This is a genomic window from Agarivorans sp. DSG3-1, assembly GCF_046774965.1.
Classification (GTDB): domain Bacteria; phylum Pseudomonadota; class Gammaproteobacteria; order Enterobacterales; family Celerinatantimonadaceae; genus Agarivorans.
The window spans coordinates 2,278,737-2,296,678 of sequence record NZ_CP177241.1; the positions used below are offsets into that span (position 1 = coordinate 2,278,737).

Annotated in this window: 19 protein-coding genes; 14 read left to right on the forward strand and 5 right to left on the reverse strand. The window is 44.6% G+C overall.

Translation table 11 applies throughout. The features are described 5' to 3' along the window. Window positions 1-4 precede the first annotated feature (4 nt). Window positions 5-1,132, reverse strand: a complete 1,128-nt coding sequence (locus ACLD71_RS10640; protein ID WP_411994675.1) for an efflux RND transporter periplasmic adaptor subunit — start codon at window positions 1,130-1,132, stop codon at window positions 5-7. A gap of 394 nt (window positions 1,133-1,526) precedes the next feature. Between ACLD71_RS10640 and ACLD71_RS10645 the strand changes: the two genes are divergently transcribed. From ACLD71_RS10645 to ACLD71_RS10690, 10 genes are all read left to right on the forward strand, one after another. After that, a complete protein-coding gene (locus ACLD71_RS10645; protein WP_137672167.1) occupies window positions 1,527-1,790 on the forward strand; it encodes a DUF2960 domain-containing protein in 264 nt (87 codons plus the stop codon). Between the two features lie 93 nt (window positions 1,791-1,883). After that, window positions 1,884-2,726, forward strand: a complete 843-nt coding sequence (locus ACLD71_RS10650) for a DUF4037 domain-containing protein (RefSeq protein ID WP_411994676.1) — start codon at window positions 1,884-1,886, stop codon at window positions 2,724-2,726. A 157-nt stretch (window positions 2,727-2,883) separates the two neighbouring features. Continuing rightward, entirely contained in the window at window positions 2,884-3,843 is a 960-nt protein-coding gene (locus tag ACLD71_RS10655; protein WP_411994678.1) for a S1 family peptidase, read from the forward strand. A 198-nt stretch (window positions 3,844-4,041) separates the two neighbouring features. After that, window positions 4,042-4,305, forward strand: coding sequence for a CBU_0592 family membrane protein (locus tag ACLD71_RS10660; RefSeq protein ID WP_137672164.1), 264 nt, complete (start codon window positions 4,042-4,044; stop codon window positions 4,303-4,305). Window positions 4,306-4,529: 224 nt separating this feature from the next. After that, window positions 4,530-5,441, forward strand: coding sequence for an AAA family ATPase (locus ACLD71_RS10665; protein ID WP_303509538.1), 912 nt, complete (start codon window positions 4,530-4,532; stop codon window positions 5,439-5,441). A gap of 2 nt (window positions 5,442-5,443) precedes the next feature. Then, window positions 5,444-6,424: a DUF58 domain-containing protein gene (locus tag ACLD71_RS10670; RefSeq protein ID WP_137672162.1), complete on the forward strand. Its 981-nt coding sequence runs from the start codon at window positions 5,444-5,446 to the stop codon at window positions 6,422-6,424. Beyond that, window positions 6,421-8,313, forward strand: coding sequence for a transglutaminaseTgpA domain-containing protein (locus tag ACLD71_RS10675; RefSeq protein WP_411994681.1), 1,893 nt, complete (start codon window positions 6,421-6,423; stop codon window positions 8,311-8,313). The genes ACLD71_RS10670 and ACLD71_RS10675 overlap by 4 nt, the downstream gene beginning before the upstream one ends. A 165-nt stretch (window positions 8,314-8,478) precedes the next feature. Further along, window positions 8,479-9,096, forward strand: a complete 618-nt coding sequence (locus tag ACLD71_RS10680; protein WP_411994683.1) for a hypothetical protein — start codon at window positions 8,479-8,481, stop codon at window positions 9,094-9,096. A gap of 100 nt (window positions 9,097-9,196) precedes the next feature. Further along, a complete protein-coding gene (locus ACLD71_RS10685; protein WP_137672159.1) occupies window positions 9,197-9,772 on the forward strand; it encodes a DUF4136 domain-containing protein in 576 nt (191 codons plus the stop codon). Window positions 9,773-9,834: 62 nt separating this feature from the next. Then, complete coding sequence (locus tag ACLD71_RS10690; RefSeq protein WP_411994685.1) at window positions 9,835-10,233, forward strand: MerR family transcriptional regulator; 399 nt, start codon at window positions 9,835-9,837, stop codon at window positions 10,231-10,233. A gap of 3 nt (window positions 10,234-10,236) precedes the next feature. On the opposite strand, the gene ACLD71_RS10695 is transcribed toward ACLD71_RS10690, so the two are convergent. Next, window positions 10,237-11,175, reverse strand: a complete 939-nt coding sequence (locus ACLD71_RS10695; RefSeq protein WP_411994687.1) for an aldo/keto reductase — start codon at window positions 11,173-11,175, stop codon at window positions 10,237-10,239. Window positions 11,176-11,455: 280 nt separating this feature from the next. Here ACLD71_RS10695 and add point away from each other — a divergent pair, with 280 nt between their 5' ends. Continuing rightward, window positions 11,456-12,460 (forward strand): adenosine deaminase, encoded by a 1,005-nt coding sequence (gene add / locus ACLD71_RS10700; RefSeq protein WP_137672156.1) that lies wholly within the window; start codon window positions 11,456-11,458, stop codon window positions 12,458-12,460. A 46-nt stretch (window positions 12,461-12,506) separates the two neighbouring features. On the opposite strand, the gene ACLD71_RS10705 is transcribed toward add, so the two are convergent. Together ACLD71_RS10705 and ACLD71_RS10710 are read right to left on the reverse strand one after the other, a co-directional pair. Beyond that, window positions 12,507-14,480 carry a M48 family metallopeptidase gene (locus ACLD71_RS10705; protein ID WP_411994688.1) on the reverse strand — a complete coding sequence of 658 codons (1,974 nt, stop codon included), beginning with the start codon at window positions 14,478-14,480 and terminating at the stop codon, window positions 12,507-12,509. Window positions 14,481-14,496: 16 nt separating this feature from the next. Continuing rightward, window positions 14,497-15,090, reverse strand: coding sequence for a LemA family protein (locus ACLD71_RS10710; protein ID WP_411994690.1), 594 nt, complete (start codon window positions 15,088-15,090; stop codon window positions 14,497-14,499). A 190-nt stretch (window positions 15,091-15,280) separates the two neighbouring features. On the opposite strand from ACLD71_RS10710, the gene ACLD71_RS10715 reads away from it, so the two are divergent. Then, the gene (locus ACLD71_RS10715; RefSeq protein ID WP_303509565.1) at window positions 15,281-15,928 is read left to right on the forward strand and encodes a MarC family protein; all 648 of its coding nucleotides are present in this window, start codon (window positions 15,281-15,283) and stop codon (window positions 15,926-15,928) included. A 65-nt stretch (window positions 15,929-15,993) separates the two neighbouring features. On the opposite strand, the gene ACLD71_RS10720 is transcribed toward ACLD71_RS10715, so the two are convergent. Further along, window positions 15,994-16,248 carry a TIGR02647 family protein gene (locus ACLD71_RS10720; protein WP_137672152.1) on the reverse strand — a complete coding sequence of 85 codons (255 nt, stop codon included), beginning with the start codon at window positions 16,246-16,248 and terminating at the stop codon, window positions 15,994-15,996. A gap of 228 nt (window positions 16,249-16,476) precedes the next feature. On the opposite strand from ACLD71_RS10720, the gene ACLD71_RS10725 reads away from it, so the two are divergent. Both ACLD71_RS10725 and ACLD71_RS10730 read left to right on the forward strand, forming a co-directional pair. Continuing rightward, window positions 16,477-17,055, forward strand: a complete 579-nt coding sequence (locus tag ACLD71_RS10725; RefSeq protein WP_411994692.1) for a LysE family translocator — start codon at window positions 16,477-16,479, stop codon at window positions 17,053-17,055. A gap of 33 nt (window positions 17,056-17,088) precedes the next feature. Further along, window positions 17,089-17,937: an AraC family transcriptional regulator gene (locus tag ACLD71_RS10730; RefSeq protein ID WP_411994694.1), complete on the forward strand. Its 849-nt coding sequence runs from the start codon at window positions 17,089-17,091 to the stop codon at window positions 17,935-17,937. Window positions 17,938-17,942 lie beyond the last annotated feature (5 nt).

A 17,942-nucleotide genomic window follows, 5' to 3' on the forward strand; every position in this document is an offset into this window, starting at 1 on the left:
TTAATTAACCCGCTTGCTGTTCTACAATTTGCACTGGCGCACCATGGCGTACGCGTTGCAAACCTGCGGTAATCACTTGCTCGTTGCCGTTTAAGCCGCTAGTGATGACGACACCTTGTTCCAATACCGGACCAATGTTTACGTTGCGGCGTTCTGCGGTGTTGTCTGCGCCAATCAACATCACAAACTCGCCTTCTAAATCACTTTGTACTGCACGTCTAGGGATGACTAATGCTTCAAGCGATGCGTGGCTCGTCAGTTTTACTTCAACATATTGGCCTGGCAGCAATTGTTGCTGAGGGTTGTTAAACTGAGCGCTAATGGCAATGGTGCCTGTTTGCAAATCAATTCGATTGTCGATGAAATCTAACTGGCCGTTTTCTGGGTAGGTTCGGCTATCGCTGATTTTTAGCTGCACAAGGGCGTCGTCGGTTTGTGCGCTAGAGTGGGCGTCTACTTGGTCTAAGCCCATGTTTAAACGCTCTCGTTCAGATACTCTAAAGCCAGCACGGATCGGGTTTAGGCTTACCAAGTTAGTCAGTCGACCATTGCTGCTGGCAATTAAGTCACCTTGGCTCACTTCACTTTGACCAATGCGGCCATCAAAGGGCGCTACAATTCGAGTGTGTTGTAAATCAACTAAGCTGGCGCTTAACTGCGCTTCGGCGGCCTCGAGTTGGGCGTCGCTAGACAGTTTTTCTGCGGTTAAGCGATCGTACTCTGAGCGACTAATATTGTTTTGAGGCAACAAACGTTCACCACGTTTCCAGTTAATCTCTGCATTGGTTAAGTTAGCTTTTGCCTGAGCTAAGGCCGCTTTGGCTTGTGCCACGGCTGCTTGGTAGCGGGTAGGGTCTATTTCGTAAAGCAGTTGTCCTTGCTCCACCATTTGTCCGTCTTCGAAGTGACGTTTCAGCAAGTAGCCGCTAACTTGAGCGCGAATATCGACATCTTTATAGGCTTCTATGCGACCAATAAATTGCTGAGACGGCGCATAATGGATGCTTTTAACGGGTTCGGCGTTCACCAAACTAGCGCTTACTTGATTAGGAGATACGTCGGCAGAGTTACACGCGCTAAGCAACAAAAGTGCAGGGGCTAAGGCGAGCACTTTAATACGGGAAAAAACCATGAAACTATCCTCAAACTTTACATCAATGCAGAACAAATAGCCGAAGAGAGCTGTTTGCCTCATGCAAATATAAAGTTGGCGAATGCTAACTAGACGCGTCCTGCGAAAACGCCTCTTTGACGCTGGTTTTATTTTTAGTAATTACTAAAATATGCAAGTGGTCAATATACACCTTATTCAACTAAAGTTAGCCTCAGAAATAGTAGGTGCTAACATCGGGATTTCTAAATAAAATTGAGGTTTTGTTGTTGCTAATTAGCGGTGGTTTTTAGCTTAAGCTGGTAAGCTCACTTTTTTGTCACCGGCAAGTTGCAATGATGGCGAGAAATAAACACAACATAGATAGGGTGTTTGCTATATTATCTAGCCGCATTAATACTGCCCAGAGGTTTTTATGGCGCGCCAAGTAAGCTATACCTACAAAAAACAAAACAAAGTGATTAATTTTTCCTTTGATAAGTACCACGACATTCATGAGGCAGTTGCTGCAGCCGAAGGTGTTGATATTTCAAGTTTTCTAGCGATGGAAAAGCAATTAGCTATGTCTACGCGAGACACCGCTACGCTAAAAGAATACCGCCTGAAAGAGTTCCAACGCTTAGGTTTTAGCGACATTCGTTTTCTAAAAGACGAAGAAAAAGACCAACCAGCCAAGTAAAGTTTGTCTGAAAGCGCATTTCTTAGGCTTGCTACTGGCCTGAAATGTGTATTTGCTTAAGGTAGATAGATTATCTATTTTTGAGTTTTTTTGATGTCTGAATCTCCGCATTTTTTGGCCTTAGTGGCTGATTTCGCATGTTTAGCCCAAGTTGATGCTATTTTGCTGGCAGGCTCTAGAGCGGCCGGCACCGCCGACGGCCACTCTGATTACGACGTATATGTTTATCTTAATGCGCCAATTAGTACTGATGTGCGCCAAAGCATCACTAACAAACACTGTCGGTACATGGAGCTGAACAATCAGTTTTGGGAAACCGAAGATGATGGGGTTTTACTTGATGGCATTGAAGTAGAGTTAATCTATCGAGATTTCGCGTTTCTTGAGCAGGAGTTGCATCCAGTCGTAGAGCAGTATCAAGCTAAGGTGGGGTATAGCACCTGCTTCTGGGCCAATTTATTGGCATCTCGCATTTTGTATGATGCAGATGGAAAAGCGGCGCAACTACAGCAACGTTTTAATGTGGCTTATCCAGCGCCGTTGCAGCAAGCCATTGTGAACAAAAACTTCCCGCTATTAACGGCGCAAATGCCAGCCTATTATTACCAATTAGAAAAAGCCCTAAAACGGCAAGACAGAGTAAGCCTTAATCATCGCTGTACTGAGTTTCTAGCCAGCTATTTCGATATTTTATTTGCTATAAATGCTTTAGCGCACCCAGGTGAAAAACGCATGTTGGAATATGCTAAGCAGCAATGCCTTATTGTGCCTGAAGGGTTCGTTGAAGACATTGAAGGTTTATTAAGTGAGATAAGTACTGCTCAGCCAAGCTTGCTGGCTAAAGTGAAATTATTGGTAAGGGAGCTTGAGCTGGTCATCAGCGCTAAAACGTCACTTGGGCTGCCAACATGCTACCCATTTAGTCAAAATAACTAAGGCCAAGACTCTTAACTTTTTAAACAATCAGTTAAGCTAATATGCGTTGAGGGATACTTGCCTAAAAACAACTTATTGATTGATCTGATACTGTTGATTAAATCGTTATTTGGTGTGAAAGTAGCGCTGAATAAGTAACTTCAACAGGGATGTATTAATGTTACCTCGCTCCGCACTAAGTATCGCTGCAGCCATCATCGCTGTCTCTTCAAATGTCTCGTTAGCGAGTTCTGAAGTGGCTGTTCCCTTTATCGTTGGGGGCGAAGATGCGCCCGCTGGCGAATACCCTTGGATGACTCAGCTTAAAGCTGATGGTAGTTATTGTGGTGCAGTATTGATTAATCAACAATGGGTGCTCAGTGCTGCTCATTGTACCTTCGACCAATATAGCGTTGGTCATTATGCTCCGAAAGAAAAGATCAAAGTGAAAATTGGCGACGATGTCTTTTCTTACCTCGAAGAGGACGGCGAAGCGGTTAGTGAAGTGTGTCAGCACCCTAACTATGTTGATTCTGTTGAAGAAGGTTCAAACCAGGTAGCTACCGATAATGATATCGTTTTGCTGCGCTTGGCTGAGCCTAGTTCAGTGACGCCGATTACAATGAATCAATCGGCTATTCATCAAGACTATAACTCAGGCTTTGGTTTAAGAGTGATAGGTTTTGGTCGCACCAACACCGACCCTGATAACCCTACTTATAAAGATAACTTACAACAAGCAAATGTGAACTTAATGGCTCAGAATAGATGCGCCGAAGTTTGGGGCAGTGCTCAACTTACTGCTCAGATGTTCTGTGCCGAGAGTTTTACCGCAGACTCATGCTCTGGGGATAGCGGAGGCCCAATATTTATTGATGAAGGAACTCAATACAAGCTAGCTGGCTTAGTGAGTTGGGGGTCTAAGTTTTGTGAAAATACACCTGGAGTTTACGTAGATGTTGGTCAGCTTTCACCTTGGATAACTGAAGTGGTAAACAGCACTGCTGAAGAGCGGAGTAATGCATCTTTGTGTTCTCAAAAAGCAGCACTTGCTCGACCAGAAAGTTCAGGTGGCGGTGCTTTTGGCGGCATAGCCATTGTAGCCCTATTAGTGCTTCGCCGTTTTCGCAGAGCATAATATATTGAAATAAAACGTTTTGTTTTTTGTTTAAAAAATATTCATGCATGTGCGGGCGTTTTCTGTTAGATTACGCCCGCATTTTTGTATGCCGCTAACAAGCTGTCTCATGGAATGCTGCTTTGCAGTTGAGAGCGTCCACCCCACGGATCGGGCCAGCAATTTGGACGAACATTTTTGCTTGTTAATGAGAATTTTATGCAAAGTATTTTTGCCGATATCGTTGGTTTACTGGGTACTGCCCTCGTGGTAGGTGCGTTCTTCCTTTTACAGTTAGAGCGATTAAGCCCTAAACAACTTACCTATAACTTGATGAACTTAAGCGGTGCCATTTTGCTGCTGATTAGTTTGTGCATTAACTTTAATCTAGCTAGCTTTATTATTGAGCTATTCTGGATTGGCGCGTCAGTGGTAGGTATTGTTAAGTACTTCAAACGTGAGCCGGCTGTTGCTCAAGCTTAAAACATTCAGTTTTGGCTAATAATTAGAAGCTATTGCAATTTTCAGCGATAGCTTTTAATCAATATATTTCCTGCTCTTCTTTGCCTTTGTGGCGTGCTTGAAGCGATCACGTATCGGTAGTAGCTCTCATTTTTAATAAGCCAAACAATCCTAAACAGTAAATAGTGCCCAAATGAGCAAAAGCTTTGTATGCTAGAGCGACTAAAAACAGAGCCTTTACTTATATGAATCAAATACATCCTCAATTAGCGCCAATTTGTCACTATCTTGAACAGCAACTGTTAGGCAAACCTAAAGCGGTGCGTCTGGCCTTGAGTTGTTTGCTTGCCTCTGGCCACTTACTGATTGAAGATTTACCGGGAGCGGGCAAAACCAGTTTAGCCAAATGGTTGGCGGCGGGTTTTGGTTTGAGTTTTCAGCGCATCCAATTTACCAGTGACTTGTTGCCTGCCGACATTATTGGTGTATCGGTGTATGAGCCACCCACTCAGCAGTTTATCTTTCATCCAGGGCCAATTTTTAATCACTTAGTATTAGCAGACGAATTAAACCGTGCGAGCCCGCGTACCCAAAGTGCTTTGTTAGAGGCAATGGAAGAGCAGCAGGTGAGTACCGATGGTCAAAGCTATCCTTTGGAAGCACCATTTTTTGTGATTGCGACGCAAAACCCTCGCGAGCAGTTAGGTACTTTTGATTTACCTGAGTCTCAGCTAGATCGCTTTGCTATGCGACTTAGTATCGGTTTTCCGGATTTGAATTCAGAACTTGCCATGCTTAAGCGTTCTAACCAGGCTGGTGAATCGCTGGTTGGCATGTCGATTGAGGCGCTAACTCAGCTACAGCAAGCGGTTGAGCAAGTGCATTGCAGCGATGCCCTGCTTGATTACTTATTACGTTTAATTCATTGCAGTCGCGCTTTAGAAGGGGCAAACCCTTTGTCGCCGCGCTGTAGCTTAACCTTGTTGGCCTGCGCCAAAGCATGGGCCTATTTGCATCATCAGCAGCACGTATCACCTGAAGATGTTCAAGCGGTATTTAGTGCGGTGAGTGCCCACCGTTTAGGGCGAGGTGACAGTGGTGAAGCCTACGCCAAGCAGATTTTAACCGACGTCGACCCATACAACGATCTGAGCTAAGCATGCAAATTTGGGGACGCTCTGCATTTAAAAAATGGCGAGGATTACGCACTCAAGCGTGGCTTGAACGGCGGATTCCCGCTTCAAGCCGTTTAGGATTAAACCGCAAGAACCTATTTATTCTCCCAACGGCATTTGGTTGGGGATTTTTGTGCGCCTTAGTGGTGATGCTAATGATGGGCAGTAACTACCAAAACAACTTAATACTTGCTTTAGGTTTATGGTTATTAGCCATGTGGTTGCTGTGTTTGGTGCTTTGCCATCAGAATCTTTCTGGTAGTGTGGTGAGTGTTGTTCAGCGCCCAGAAGGACAATGTGATCACCCATTGCGGCTGATCTTCACCATAGAAAAAGCCAATAAAACCTTCTCTAATGCACTTACCGCGGAGTTTAAAACCTGGCCGCATGAACAGGCTAGCCAGCATCAAAATAACCAACTAAGTGTAGATATTGAGGCGGTGCAGCGCGGCCGCAAGGCATTACCAAGAGTCTCTATTGCCAGTGTATTCCCTTTAGGTATTTTCCGTTGCTGGACGGTGGCTGATTTTAACTTAGAGCTGATTGCTTACCCAGCACCACTGTCAGGGTATGCTTGCCCCGCTCAAGAGCTATCTGAAGAGCATGATATTGAACAAACCTCTAGTGATAGCCAATTGCAAAGTGAGTTTGCCGGTCTAAAAACCTATCGCAGTGGTGAGCGTAAAAGCTTATTAGCGTGGAAGCAATATGCGGCAGGCCGAGGTTTACAAACTAAGGTTTTTAGCGGCAATCCTGCGCTAGATTTACATTTGACTGACCGATTACATAGCGGTTTAGATTATGAACAAGGCTTATCGGTATTGGCTTTTTGGGTTCGTCAGTTAGCGCAACAGCAACAAAGTTTTAGTTTACAAGTCGGTGGCCAGCAACTGGCAAGTGGCAGCGGCTTGGCGCATCAACGTGCTGCATTGCAACTCCTCGCAGAGGCACCTAAACAAACATGAACAATGTAAATGCTGCCCATATTCGTTTATCGCTTCTATGTTATTTGGCAACCGCTCTGGTGTTGTTTCAGCAATTGCCTTGGTTAGTGGTGGCTGTGGGGGCTGCAGCTGGCTGGTGGCGCTTAAGAGTAGTGAACGGTTTGGCTTCGCTGCCTAAACCACGTTGGGTAAAACTACTGTTAGTGAGTTTAATTGCCTTAACACTATGGCTAAGCCGCTCCGCAGAGCTGTTTGATAAACTAGTTAGCCTTGTCATGCTGGGTTATAGCTTGAAATACATTGAGCTTCATAAGCGGCGTGATGTAGAAATGTTTGCCTTAACGGGTTTGTTTTTATTGGCATTTTCGCTGGTATTTTCTAGCCAACCTTTAGCGGCTTTGTTAGTGCTAATTGTTGCCTTTATGCACTTACTGTTGTTACTGAGTTTAGATGTAAAACTCAATTTGTCTTGGCTAAAAAAGCTAGCCGTTTGGATGTTGGCCATCGCGCCATTGGGTTTGGTCTTGTTTATTGTTGCGCCGCGATTAGCCCCTTTATGGAAAATGCCCACGCCCAGTAGTGCACAAACTGGTTTGTCTGATGTGGTACGCCCCGGTGATATTAGCCAGTTGATTCGCTCAGACAAGTTAGTCTTTCGCGCCGAATTTAGTCGCCCGCCACCGCGAGACCAATTGTATTGGCGCGCTATGGTGCTGGATGAGTTTGATGGTGAAGAATGGACGCGCAGTGAGCTCGCTCAGAAGAAACGCGTGGTTAAAAATGAGCAAGCGCCGATTAACCAATACCAACTGTTGCTGGAGCCAGCCAATCAAGCTTGGCTGGCTACGCTTAACCCCAGCGAGCTGCGCGGAGGTGGAGCAGAGCAGGTTGGCGATAAAAGCTGGCAACGCAGTGGTGAGAGTTTCCCTCGGCAGATTTTAAGCTTTAATCATCTCCCTCATTTGAACCGTGAGTCGGTAGCACCAGAGCAATTACATCTGCTGACTCGCGTACCCCGCAACATAAGTGCGAATGTATTGCAGTTAAGTCGTCAGTTTAGCGAAGGTTTGGACCTCAATGCTGGCGGTTATTCTGAACAAGTCATGACAAGGCTAGAGCAGTGGTTTTTAAGTCAATCTTTTAGTTATACCTTAAGTCCTCCGGCATATCCTGGATTAGCAGGAATAGAAAGCTTTTTGCTTAACCAGCAAGCGGGGTTTTGTGTGCATTATGCTCAAAGCGCAGTAGTGCTTGCACGTTTACAAGGGATTCCCGCGCGTATGGTCACTGGTTATTTAGGTGGTGAATGGGAGCAAGCAGAACAACGTTTAGCAGTACGAAACTACGATGCCCACGCGTGGATGGAATACTGGAACGGAGAGCGCTGGATAAGGCTTGACCCAACAGCGTGGATAGCCCCAGACCGAGTAGAAAGCAACTTACAGCAAAGCCAATCAACCGCCGAGCAATGGCAAAATATAAGCGGTTGGGGGCAGAAAATTTGGTATACCCAAGGTTTTAACCAACTACGTTTATGGTTAGCGCAAGCCGATTATTGGTGGGCGAAGTGGGTACTTAACTTTGATCATAAACGTCAGTTAAGTTTGTTTTCACAGCTGCTTAACTGGTTGCCGGGGACCTCACTGTTGATGTTAACCGGCGGCATGTTGTTATCTGGAGTGCTAATCAGCGCCTTGTTGTTCGCTAAGCCATGGCTGTGGCGCGTACCGAATAAACATGTGCTAGCGCTAAAATGGCAGTTACTTTTATTAGCGAGATTGAAACTTCACCGTAGTCAGGGAGAAAGCTTTACTGACTATTTATCGCGTATAGAAAGTGCTGCACCTAAGCGTTATTTGCCGTTAAAGCGGGCGATTCTGCAGTATAATCAGCTGCGATACCACGGCTAAAACTTGCAGTAATTGAGTATATCGTTGAGCAAAAAATACCAACTCAATTGGTTAATTTGTCCAAAATATCCTATTTTTTTTATCAAATTGCTTGAGCTAACCAGACTATTGATAGCTCTGCTCGTAAAGTGAGCGGCATTAAACATCTTTGGTAAGGAGATTAAGATGGATTGGATCGAGTGGTTTGGTTATTTAGCGTCGGTGGTGGTGGCCATCTCATTAACCATGAGTTCTATTGTTAAACTTCGCTGGTTAAACATGATAGGCGCAGCGCTGTTTTCTAGTTATGGTTCTGTCATTGGTGCAATGCCCGTGGCATTGTTAAACCTATTTATTGTATTCGCCAACATCTATTACTTGCAGGGAATTTATCGCAGTAAGGATCAGTTTAAACTGGTAAAAGTTGAAGCCAGCAGCCCCTTATTGCAGTTTTGGGTAGAGCAATATCAAACTGACATTGAAAAATACTTCCCACAGTTTTCTGTTGATAGTTTGCAAGGGCAAAGCTGTTACATGCTGATGAGAAATAGTGAACCAGCGGGTATTTTTGTTGGTAGTCAGCAACAACATGAGTTTGAAGTAAAGTTAGATTACGTATTCTCAGCCTATCGAGATTTTAAAACGGGCGATTTTCTTTATCACAATTCCGGCTTATTTAAACAGCTAAATATAAGCAAATTGGTAACCTACAGCTCGGTTGAAAACCACCAAAAATACTTACGTAAGATGGGATTTTCTCAGTCAAGTGAAGACCAGACTTTGTATGAGTATTCACTAAGCTAAAGACACCAAGGGGTGAATTTGCAAAGACCAGAAATCGGAATTATCTACTGATAGTTTTATGGTAGGGTTAGCCCTCAATTAATAATCCGGTAATTGTAATATGCGTTTGAAAGTGCAGCCTTTTTTGTTTTTATCTCTTCTTTCAAGCTTACTGTTAGGTTGTGTTTCTGCTGAGCAAACCAGAGCCCCAGAAACACGTTCCACCACAGTAGTAAGCGGCGACACTAGCTATTTGGAGCAGTCGAGCGGCCGCTATGCTTGGCATCCTAGCTTGATGAAAGCTTATCTGCATAAAGCGGAAGGCGAAGAGATTCTGCTACAGGAACTGCGAAAAAATATCAGTAAAACCATGCAAGATAAAGGTTATACCTTGGTTGAACTAAACCAACAGCCTGATTTCTTTATTGGAGTGGGGGCCGCTTTAGACTCAAAAGTGAGTGATCAACAAATACTTGCGCGTGCAGGCATGATGGCAGGTTTATCGGCAGATGATGTTGATCCCACAATGTATGAAAAAGGCTCGGTGATGATCGCCTTGTTTAATTCAGCAGAAAGTGAACCTTTTTGGCGTATTTTAAGTCAAGGCATGGCCCAGCAAGAGCAGGCATTGAGCGAGCGAAAAGTCCGCATTGCACGCGAAGTCGATCGTATGTTGCAGTATCTTCCACAGCGCTAATCGGTCATAGCTAAGCGAGTGAAGTGCCAAGGTGTTTTGTTCGCAAACATAGGTAAAGCGTTATGAGTAAAGCCAACACACCTGCCAGTTACACGGTGAAACAAGCCGCAGAGTTAGTAGGAATAACCAGCGATACCCTGCGCTTTTACGAGAAAAAGGGCTTGTTGTTTAATGTTAATCGCTCGCCCAATGGGCACCGCCGTTTTAGTTCTCAAAATGTTGAATGGCTGCGCTTTATTGTGTGTTTAAAATCTACCGGCATGTCTTTAGATACTATTAAACAGTATCGAGATATGTTGGATGAGGGGCCAAGTACCGAGCAACAACGTTTACAGCTGTTGCTCGATCATAAACAACAAACCGAGCAACAAATTGCCTGCCTCAATCGCAACCTTGAACATGTTCAGCGCAAGATTGAACATTACCAAGAAGGAACCCAATTAAGCATTACTCTGGAATAAGCCTTATACCGACTCAATCAAGGCTATGTCGTAGGTATCTAGCTGCACACTAGCCCCTCTAATTACCCCGTCGGCTTGCTCTGGGCTCCGCATGCCCACTATGGCGCCGGTTATGGCGGGATGATTTAAGGCCCAAGCAATGGCAACTTCAGCGGCCGACACTTGGTATTTAGCTGCCACTTGGCTAAGTGCTTCTACAATTTTTAAATTATGGCTTAACTTAGGCTCGTTAAAGTCATCAGCGTTTTTACGCCAATCATCATCACCCATAGCGGCAATTCGCTGGCGAGTCATTTTACCGGTTAATAAACCAGAACCCATTGGCGAATAGCAAATTACCCCGGTGTTGTTTTGCTGGCAATAAGGCAATAGCTGCTCTTCACAATCACGATTAATTAAGCTGTAAGGTGGCTGCATAGCGTGAATAGGGGCAATCTTTTGCAAGGCTTCCATTTGCTCTAAGGAATGGTTAGACACACCTAAATAGCGAATCTTCCCCTGTTGTTGCAACTCCGCCATGGCTTGCCAAGCTTCTTCAATGTCTTCAGCTGGGTTAGGCCAGTGGATTTGATATAAATCGATAGTCTCTACTTGCAGGCGCTTTAGAGTGTCCTCGACTTCTTGTTTGATGCTGGCGGCTTTTAAGCAAGGTTGGATGTTTTGTTGTTGATCCCAGTTAAAGCCACATTTGCTAAAAATGAGCGGTTTATTGCTTAAGCCTTTGATGGCTTTACCCACTATTTTTTCACTGTGGCCGAGGCCGTATACTGGCGCTGTATCAATCCAGTTTATGCCTAATGATAAAGCATGTTGAATGGTATCGATAGAATCTTGATCTTGTTGCGCACCCCAGCCCCATTGCCACAGGCCGCCCATTGCCCATGCACCTAAGCCAATGCGGGTAATCTCCAGTTCACTGTTTCCTAAACGTGCCAGTTCCATAGTCACTTCTCCAAAGGTTTTGAATAATAGTTAACGATTACTTAAGGGGAGTGTAAAAGTTGGAGTTAACTCCAAGTCAAGCAATTGGTTGGTAAACTTTTATATCGCAAGGAAGTGAAATTTGATGATGATTTGTCAACACATTCGGCTAGGATTAAATAAAGCATCAAACTATTTGAAAAAGCAGGCCTTAATTGCTTAACACTGGCTTGGAACAGCGGCCAACGGTGACTACACTGAGCCGCTTATAAGTTCAAAAAATAATCCTGCAGGAGCTCCTATGTTAAAACAATACCCAGTGACTGATTTACATCGTCATTTAGATGGCACTATTCGCGCCGAAACCATATTAGAGCTGGGCCGAAAGTTTAACGTAGATCTTCCTGCAAGCAATCTTGAAGCGCTGATCCCCCACGTTCAAATTACCAAACAAGAACCTAATTTGGTGGCTTTTCTATCTAAGCTAGATTGGGGGGTAAGTGTATTGGGCGATTACGACGCCTGTGCCCGTGTAGCTGAAGAAAATGTGGCCGATTTAGTAAAAGCCAATATTGATTATGCTGAATTACGCTTTAGCCCCGGTTACATGGCTATGAGCCATAAACTTAAGCAAGAAGGCGTGGTAGAAGCGGTTATTGAAGGCGTGCGTCGTGGTATGCAAAAACACGATGTACAAGTGAATTTAATCGGTATTATGAGCCGTACCTTTGGTCAACAAAGTTGTAGCGAAGAGCTGGAAGCTTGCATGGCGTTTCGCGACCAAATAGTGGCGGTTGATTTAGCGGGTGACGAGCTGGGTCACCCTGGTGGTTTATTTGTTGAGCAGTTTTCACGTGCGCGCGATGCCGGTTTTGGTATTACTGTTCATGCGGGTGAAGCTGCTGGTTCGGCAAGCGTTTGGCAAGCTATTCGTGAACTAGGTGCTACTCGCATTGGCCATGGCGTTAAAATAGCTGACGATCCTGAGCTAATGGATTACGTAGCAAAGCACAAGATTGGTGTAGAATCGTGTTTGTCTTCTAATTTTCAAACCAACACCACGCCAGACTTAAGTCAGCACCCTCTTAAGCGCTTTTTAGAGCATGGTATTCGCGCTAGTTTGAATACTGATGATCCCGGTGTGTCGGCCATTGATTTACCCGATGAATACCGTATTGCCCGCGAGCAACTAGGCTTTGGCGATGAGCAAATTGCCAAGCTGCAAAGTAATGGTTTAAAAATGGCCTTTATTAGTGAAAGTGCGCGCCAAGCATTACGTGAGAAAGCCGCTAAACGCATTTTATAAGCTAAATGCTAACAGCCCGCTTAACGCTACGTTTAAGCGGGCTTTTTTATGTACGGCGCACACCCAAGCTAATTTGTGGTCCGGGGCAATCCATGACTGCCGCAATGCAGCGGATCATCTCGTTTTCTAAAATAGTGAGTTGTTTGTCTAAGCAAATACAGGCGACAAGTGCCCGAAGTATTCGTTGTTTGACTTGCGGATAAGCATTGGCGAGCTGTTTTACTGCTGGCCCAAAATGCTCAACTTGGCATTGTTCTCGTTCAAGTAGGCTAATCGTGTACAAACCAATACTGTTTGCGCCAATGCCAAAGCCGCGTTGTATCTCTAAAGTTTGTTCGTGGCCAAAATAGGCAAAGGTCGATAATACGATGGAAAAGGGCTTGGCGACTTCTGCTGTGGATTTATAGACAGCTTTGCTGGGCGTTGTTTTCTCAAATTGATGAGCTAAATAGTGTTTCACCAACTGATATAGACACCATTCATACATATCTACTTGTTGGTCGGCCTTAATTAAAGTTCGAAGATTATCCATAAAGCGCTGGTATTGCATAGCCGACATGCACTTTAAGGCGGGGAAGGATAACTCAAGCAAGGGCAAGCGATAGCTTTTGTCCACCGAGTTTATCCACTCCCAAGCTTGTAGGGTTTCGTTGATTCGCGAGTCTTTACTCAAGTTGTCCTTGATGTCATGCAGTTGTTTCTTACGTAGTGCATCGTTGCTATCAAGTAACAAAGCGTAAACCACGCTAATTACACCACATGGGTCATGAGCAAGGGCAAGTAAGCCTTCATCTAAATGAGCAAGCTCGCCGCTTACGGTAACGGTATGCTCTGATAAGCTGTACTCTGCTTTGGCTGATTTATTGGTGACGTGCTCTATCGCGGCCTCCGCAGCAGCAGCCACAAATACGGTTTTCTTTAACTGTTCTTGAGAGTGTTTTTGTGTGCGTTTCTGACTGGTTTTAGAGTAGATAGGTTCGGCGATCTTCTTTATGTCTCGCTTAATTACTTGCCCATCCCAACGAGGTAAAATACGCTTGATACGAGTTTTAATGGCGGGGTGAGTCGCAAAAAAACTGCCTAAGCGACGAGCGTCGCCAATGAACATATGGCTGGCTTCTTGGCTAAGCGGTGTGCGTAAACCCGAGCCTGCGTCGTAACCACCAATAATTTTTAGCGCATCGGCTATGCCGTTAGGGTTGCGAGTAAACTGAACGGCTGACGCATCGGCTAAATATTCGCGTTGGCGGCTAATGGCGGCTTTAATCATGTTGGCAAAAAAGGCGCCGATCCAACCCAAGGCCAATAAACCAAAACCTACCGCAACAACTCTAACATCATTGTTTTTGTTACGGCTGGAGTGCGATACGCTGTTGTAGCGTTGGCTATGCACCACAAACTCGCCGATGTTAGAGATAAAGATAATACCGCTTAACAGCGCGATAAGTTGCATGTTCAAGCGCATGTCGCCATTTAGAATATGACTAAATTCATGAGCCACTACACCTTGCAACTGCTCGCGGTTAAGTTGCTCTAAAGCGCCTTGAGTGATGCCTATCACTGCATCGGCTGGTGTATGCCCTGCGGCAAAGGCATTAATGCCTATTTCATCTTTGAGTAAATACACCGAGGGCACAGGCATGCCTGAAGCAAGAGCCATTTCTTCCACAACATTCAGTACTTGCCGTTGTTCTGGTGCTTGGCTATTGGGTAGCAAGCGCTCGCCACCTAATGATTCGGCAATACGCCGGCCTCCATCGCGCAACTGATACCATTTAAAGGCAATGGCGCAGCCAATAACGCTGGTCATCACTAAGCTCACCATAATGAACAGGTCGGTGGAGAAAAAGCTTCCCTCATTAGCCTGATTTAGCCCATTGTTATGGCTATCAAAAAGCCAAAATGTGCTAGCAATAATCACGTTGCTCAAGCCTATAAGTAAGATAACCGCCAGCACAAACAGCAAAACCAGCCATTTGCTGTTACGACGAGCGTGGTCTTGTTCGGCAAAAAAATTCATGGTTACACCTAAGCAGTTAGAAAGACACTTTAGGTGCAGTTTGAATCTCGGCGCTGTCGGCAAACTCTAATAGGCTAGCGTCTTTCTTATGGCCAAATTGGGCTGCAAAAAAGACTGGTGGAAAGGATTGGCGATATTCATTGTATTCGGTGACTGAGTCGTTAAAAGACTGGCGAGCAAAAGCAACGCGGTTTTCTGTGGTGGTTAGCTCTTCGCTTACTTGCAGCATATTGTCGCTGGCTTTCAAGTCTGGGTAGCTTTCCATCACAATGTTCATTTTGCTCATTGCGCCCTGTAATACCCCTTCAGCATTGGCAAGCTTATTCAGCGTGTTGCCTGTAGGGTCACTCGCTGCAGCGCGTAATAGCGCACTGGCATCGTTACGTGCACTAATCACGGCTTCAAGAGTCTCTTTTTCGTGAGACATGTAGGCCTTGGCGGTTTCCACTATGTTGGGAATAAGATCGTAACGGCGCTTAAGTTGTACCTCAATTTGAGCAAAGGCATTTTTGTAACGATTACGCAGGCTCACCAAGCGGTTATAGATGCCAACAACGTAAAAAATACTGGCGGCAACAATGACTAGAATTACAATTAACGATACATCCATGACTTAAGCTTCCTAATTATTAAATACTTAATATCAATATGATACGTATTTGCTGATAGATTACTATGCGCTAATAAGCAGTTCATTTACACGCTGTGAAGTAAGCATGGGCTAGGCTTGTTAATGTACTGCCTATTTTGCAATGTTATGGCAACTGTTAGCCTTTTCTTAACACTAAGCGAGTGATGAAATGCACGATTTAGCCACTATGGCAGTAACGGTATTTATGGGCTTCTTTGCAATGATGAACCCGATTGCCAATACAGCGGTATTTGTTGGTATGACTGGCAATCAAAGCCCTTTACAGCGCAAGCAAACTGCCTTTAAGGCATTGGTGGTTGCCTTTTTTATCACTGCCGCGTTTTGTTTGTTAGGTAAAGGTATTTTTGAACTGTTCGGCATTACCTTGCCAGCACTGCGCTTAGCGGGTGGCATATTGGTGTTTTTAGTGGGCTACCACATGCTACAAGGTAATGCCTCAAAAATGCATACGCATACACCGAACGAAAATGATGATAGCGAAGGTAAGGATATTGCTATTTCCCCCTTAGCTTTGCCAATACTCGCTGGGCCGGGCACCATTGCCACCGCGATGAACTATTCAGCATCTGGCGAGATAGTTAATATCATCATTACCATTATTGCCTTCGCCACATTATGCGTGATTACTTTTATCTGCTTTTTGTTGGGGCCAAAGTTAATCCAGAAAGTAGGCGAGAGCGGCATTAACATTACCACCCGACTAATGGGTTTAATTCTTACTGTGATTGGTATGCAAATGCTAATACAAGGTGTACATGATGCGTATTTGTTGTTTCAGGGAGCTGCAGTAAGCTAGTTCGACTTAGGTAAAAAAAAGCCAAGCGCTACAGACACTTGGCTACTTAAAATAGAACAATAGTGTTAGACCGTGGCGTGTTCAGGCTTGGTGCTGATAATGGCCAATAGTTTTTGAGCGTGTTCAGCCACTTCAATACCTAAATCGGTAAGGTAGCCGCCGTCAGCTTGAGTGCTTAAACCTCTGTCGAACAAACTTTTTGCTGCGGCAATCAGTTCTGGAGCTGCGTCCTGGTGAACCTTAATCCCGGTTTGTAAACTGCTCATATCAAACTGCAGCAACAAGTTTAGTTCGGCGATGTTATTGGGAATAAATTTCATAGAGCCTTCCTTTATTTTTATGTTACGTCCACATTAGAAACCCCGCTGCCATTGCGCAAGTTGTCAATTGGAGAAGTGATACCTTACGCAACGTTTTGTTGAGTGCAAATAACTGCTGCTCAGCTCTCTATGACTTAGCGCAATTTTGTTCAATAAAGTTTGCGAGCTAGCGCATATAGTTGGCTTTTAGCAGAGCTAGGGAGAAAGCGGGTGAGTGTGGTGATATCTATGATTGTTTTTGCTTTAATTGGTGCTATTTCTCCAGGTCCTGTGAATATTATTGCGACGGGCGCTGCGGCTAACTTTGGTTTTCGGCGCGCACTTCCGCATGTAATAGGCGCCAGTGTTAGTTATTGCTTGGTGGTTTTTATTAGTGGCTTTTCATTAACGGCGGTATTGCAGCTTTTGCCAAGTTTAACTGGCTTGCTGCAGTATATAGGTGGAGCGTTTTTGTTGTTCATGGCTTACAAGATAGCGATATCGCCCGTGAGCGAAGATACTCACCAAAAAATAATATCGCCGCCCAGTGCCTTACAAGGCGCGTTAGCGCAGGGGTTAAATCCTAAAGCATGGTTAGTGGCAATGTCTGGTGTGAGCTTATTTGTTTCATCGCAAACTCCTGCGTTTTTTTACTTGTTGGTTTTCTGTACTATTTCTTTGATAGTGTGTTTAATTGGTGTGGGGACTTGGGCTGCCATGGGCTCTGTTATTGCCAGCTATCTACACACTGCCACCAGAAAACGCACCTTTAATATCGTGATGGCTTTGTTATTGGCCGGGTCTGTAGTGTCGTTATTTGTATCTTAGTGTTTATATGTGGCCGTTTTACAAGGAGCGTATGTGGTTAATCAGGTGAAAGCCAAGCAAGTAACAGCCGCTAACAGTCAGCAACTACTAAAACGTAGCGCAAGTTTGCCTTTTATTGAGTTACGCCAAGCTCGGCATTCGCAGGCCTGTTACCACAGTCATTCGCATGATGAGTTTTCTTTTGGTTTAATTGATACGGGTGACGCGGTTTATAAAAATATGCAACAGCAGCACCGTATTACTGCTGGACATAACGTAACGATTAACCCTGGTGATGTGCACTCTTGTAACCCTAAACAAGGCGCATGGTCTTATCGCATGTTGTTTGTCGATAGCCATTGGGTGGGAGAGTTACAGCAAGAAATTCTGGTGAAACCTGCCAGTGACTACCAGCCATTTGAGCAACATTATGCAAATGATCCCGCGACTTTTACCCTACTGGCTGAGTTGTTCTCTGCGATCAAACATGATCATGATGGTTTACAGCAAGAAAGTTTGTTAATTCAATTTTTTGAAAGTCAGTTTGGCCAAGGTGCTGATGTTAGACGTGACGCGAGTTGCTTAGCAAAGCCGCAAATTAAACGTGTTCAAGAGTGTATTCAAGATCAGCTGTCTTGTTCCCTGAGTTTAAGTGAGTTGGCTGAAGTTGCAGGTTTAAGCCGTTATCACTTAGTGAGAAGTTTTAAGCGCCGTTATGGATTGTCACCACATGCGTTTCAGCTTAATCAACGAATCAATCGGGCAAAAACCTTATTGCGGGAAGGTAGTAGCATTGCAGACACCGCGTTGACTTTAGGTTTTGCCGACCAAAGTCATTTTCAACGAAACTTTAAGAAGCGCTTGGCCTTAACCCCAAGGCAGTACCAAGGCTTCTTTGTGTAGCTAAA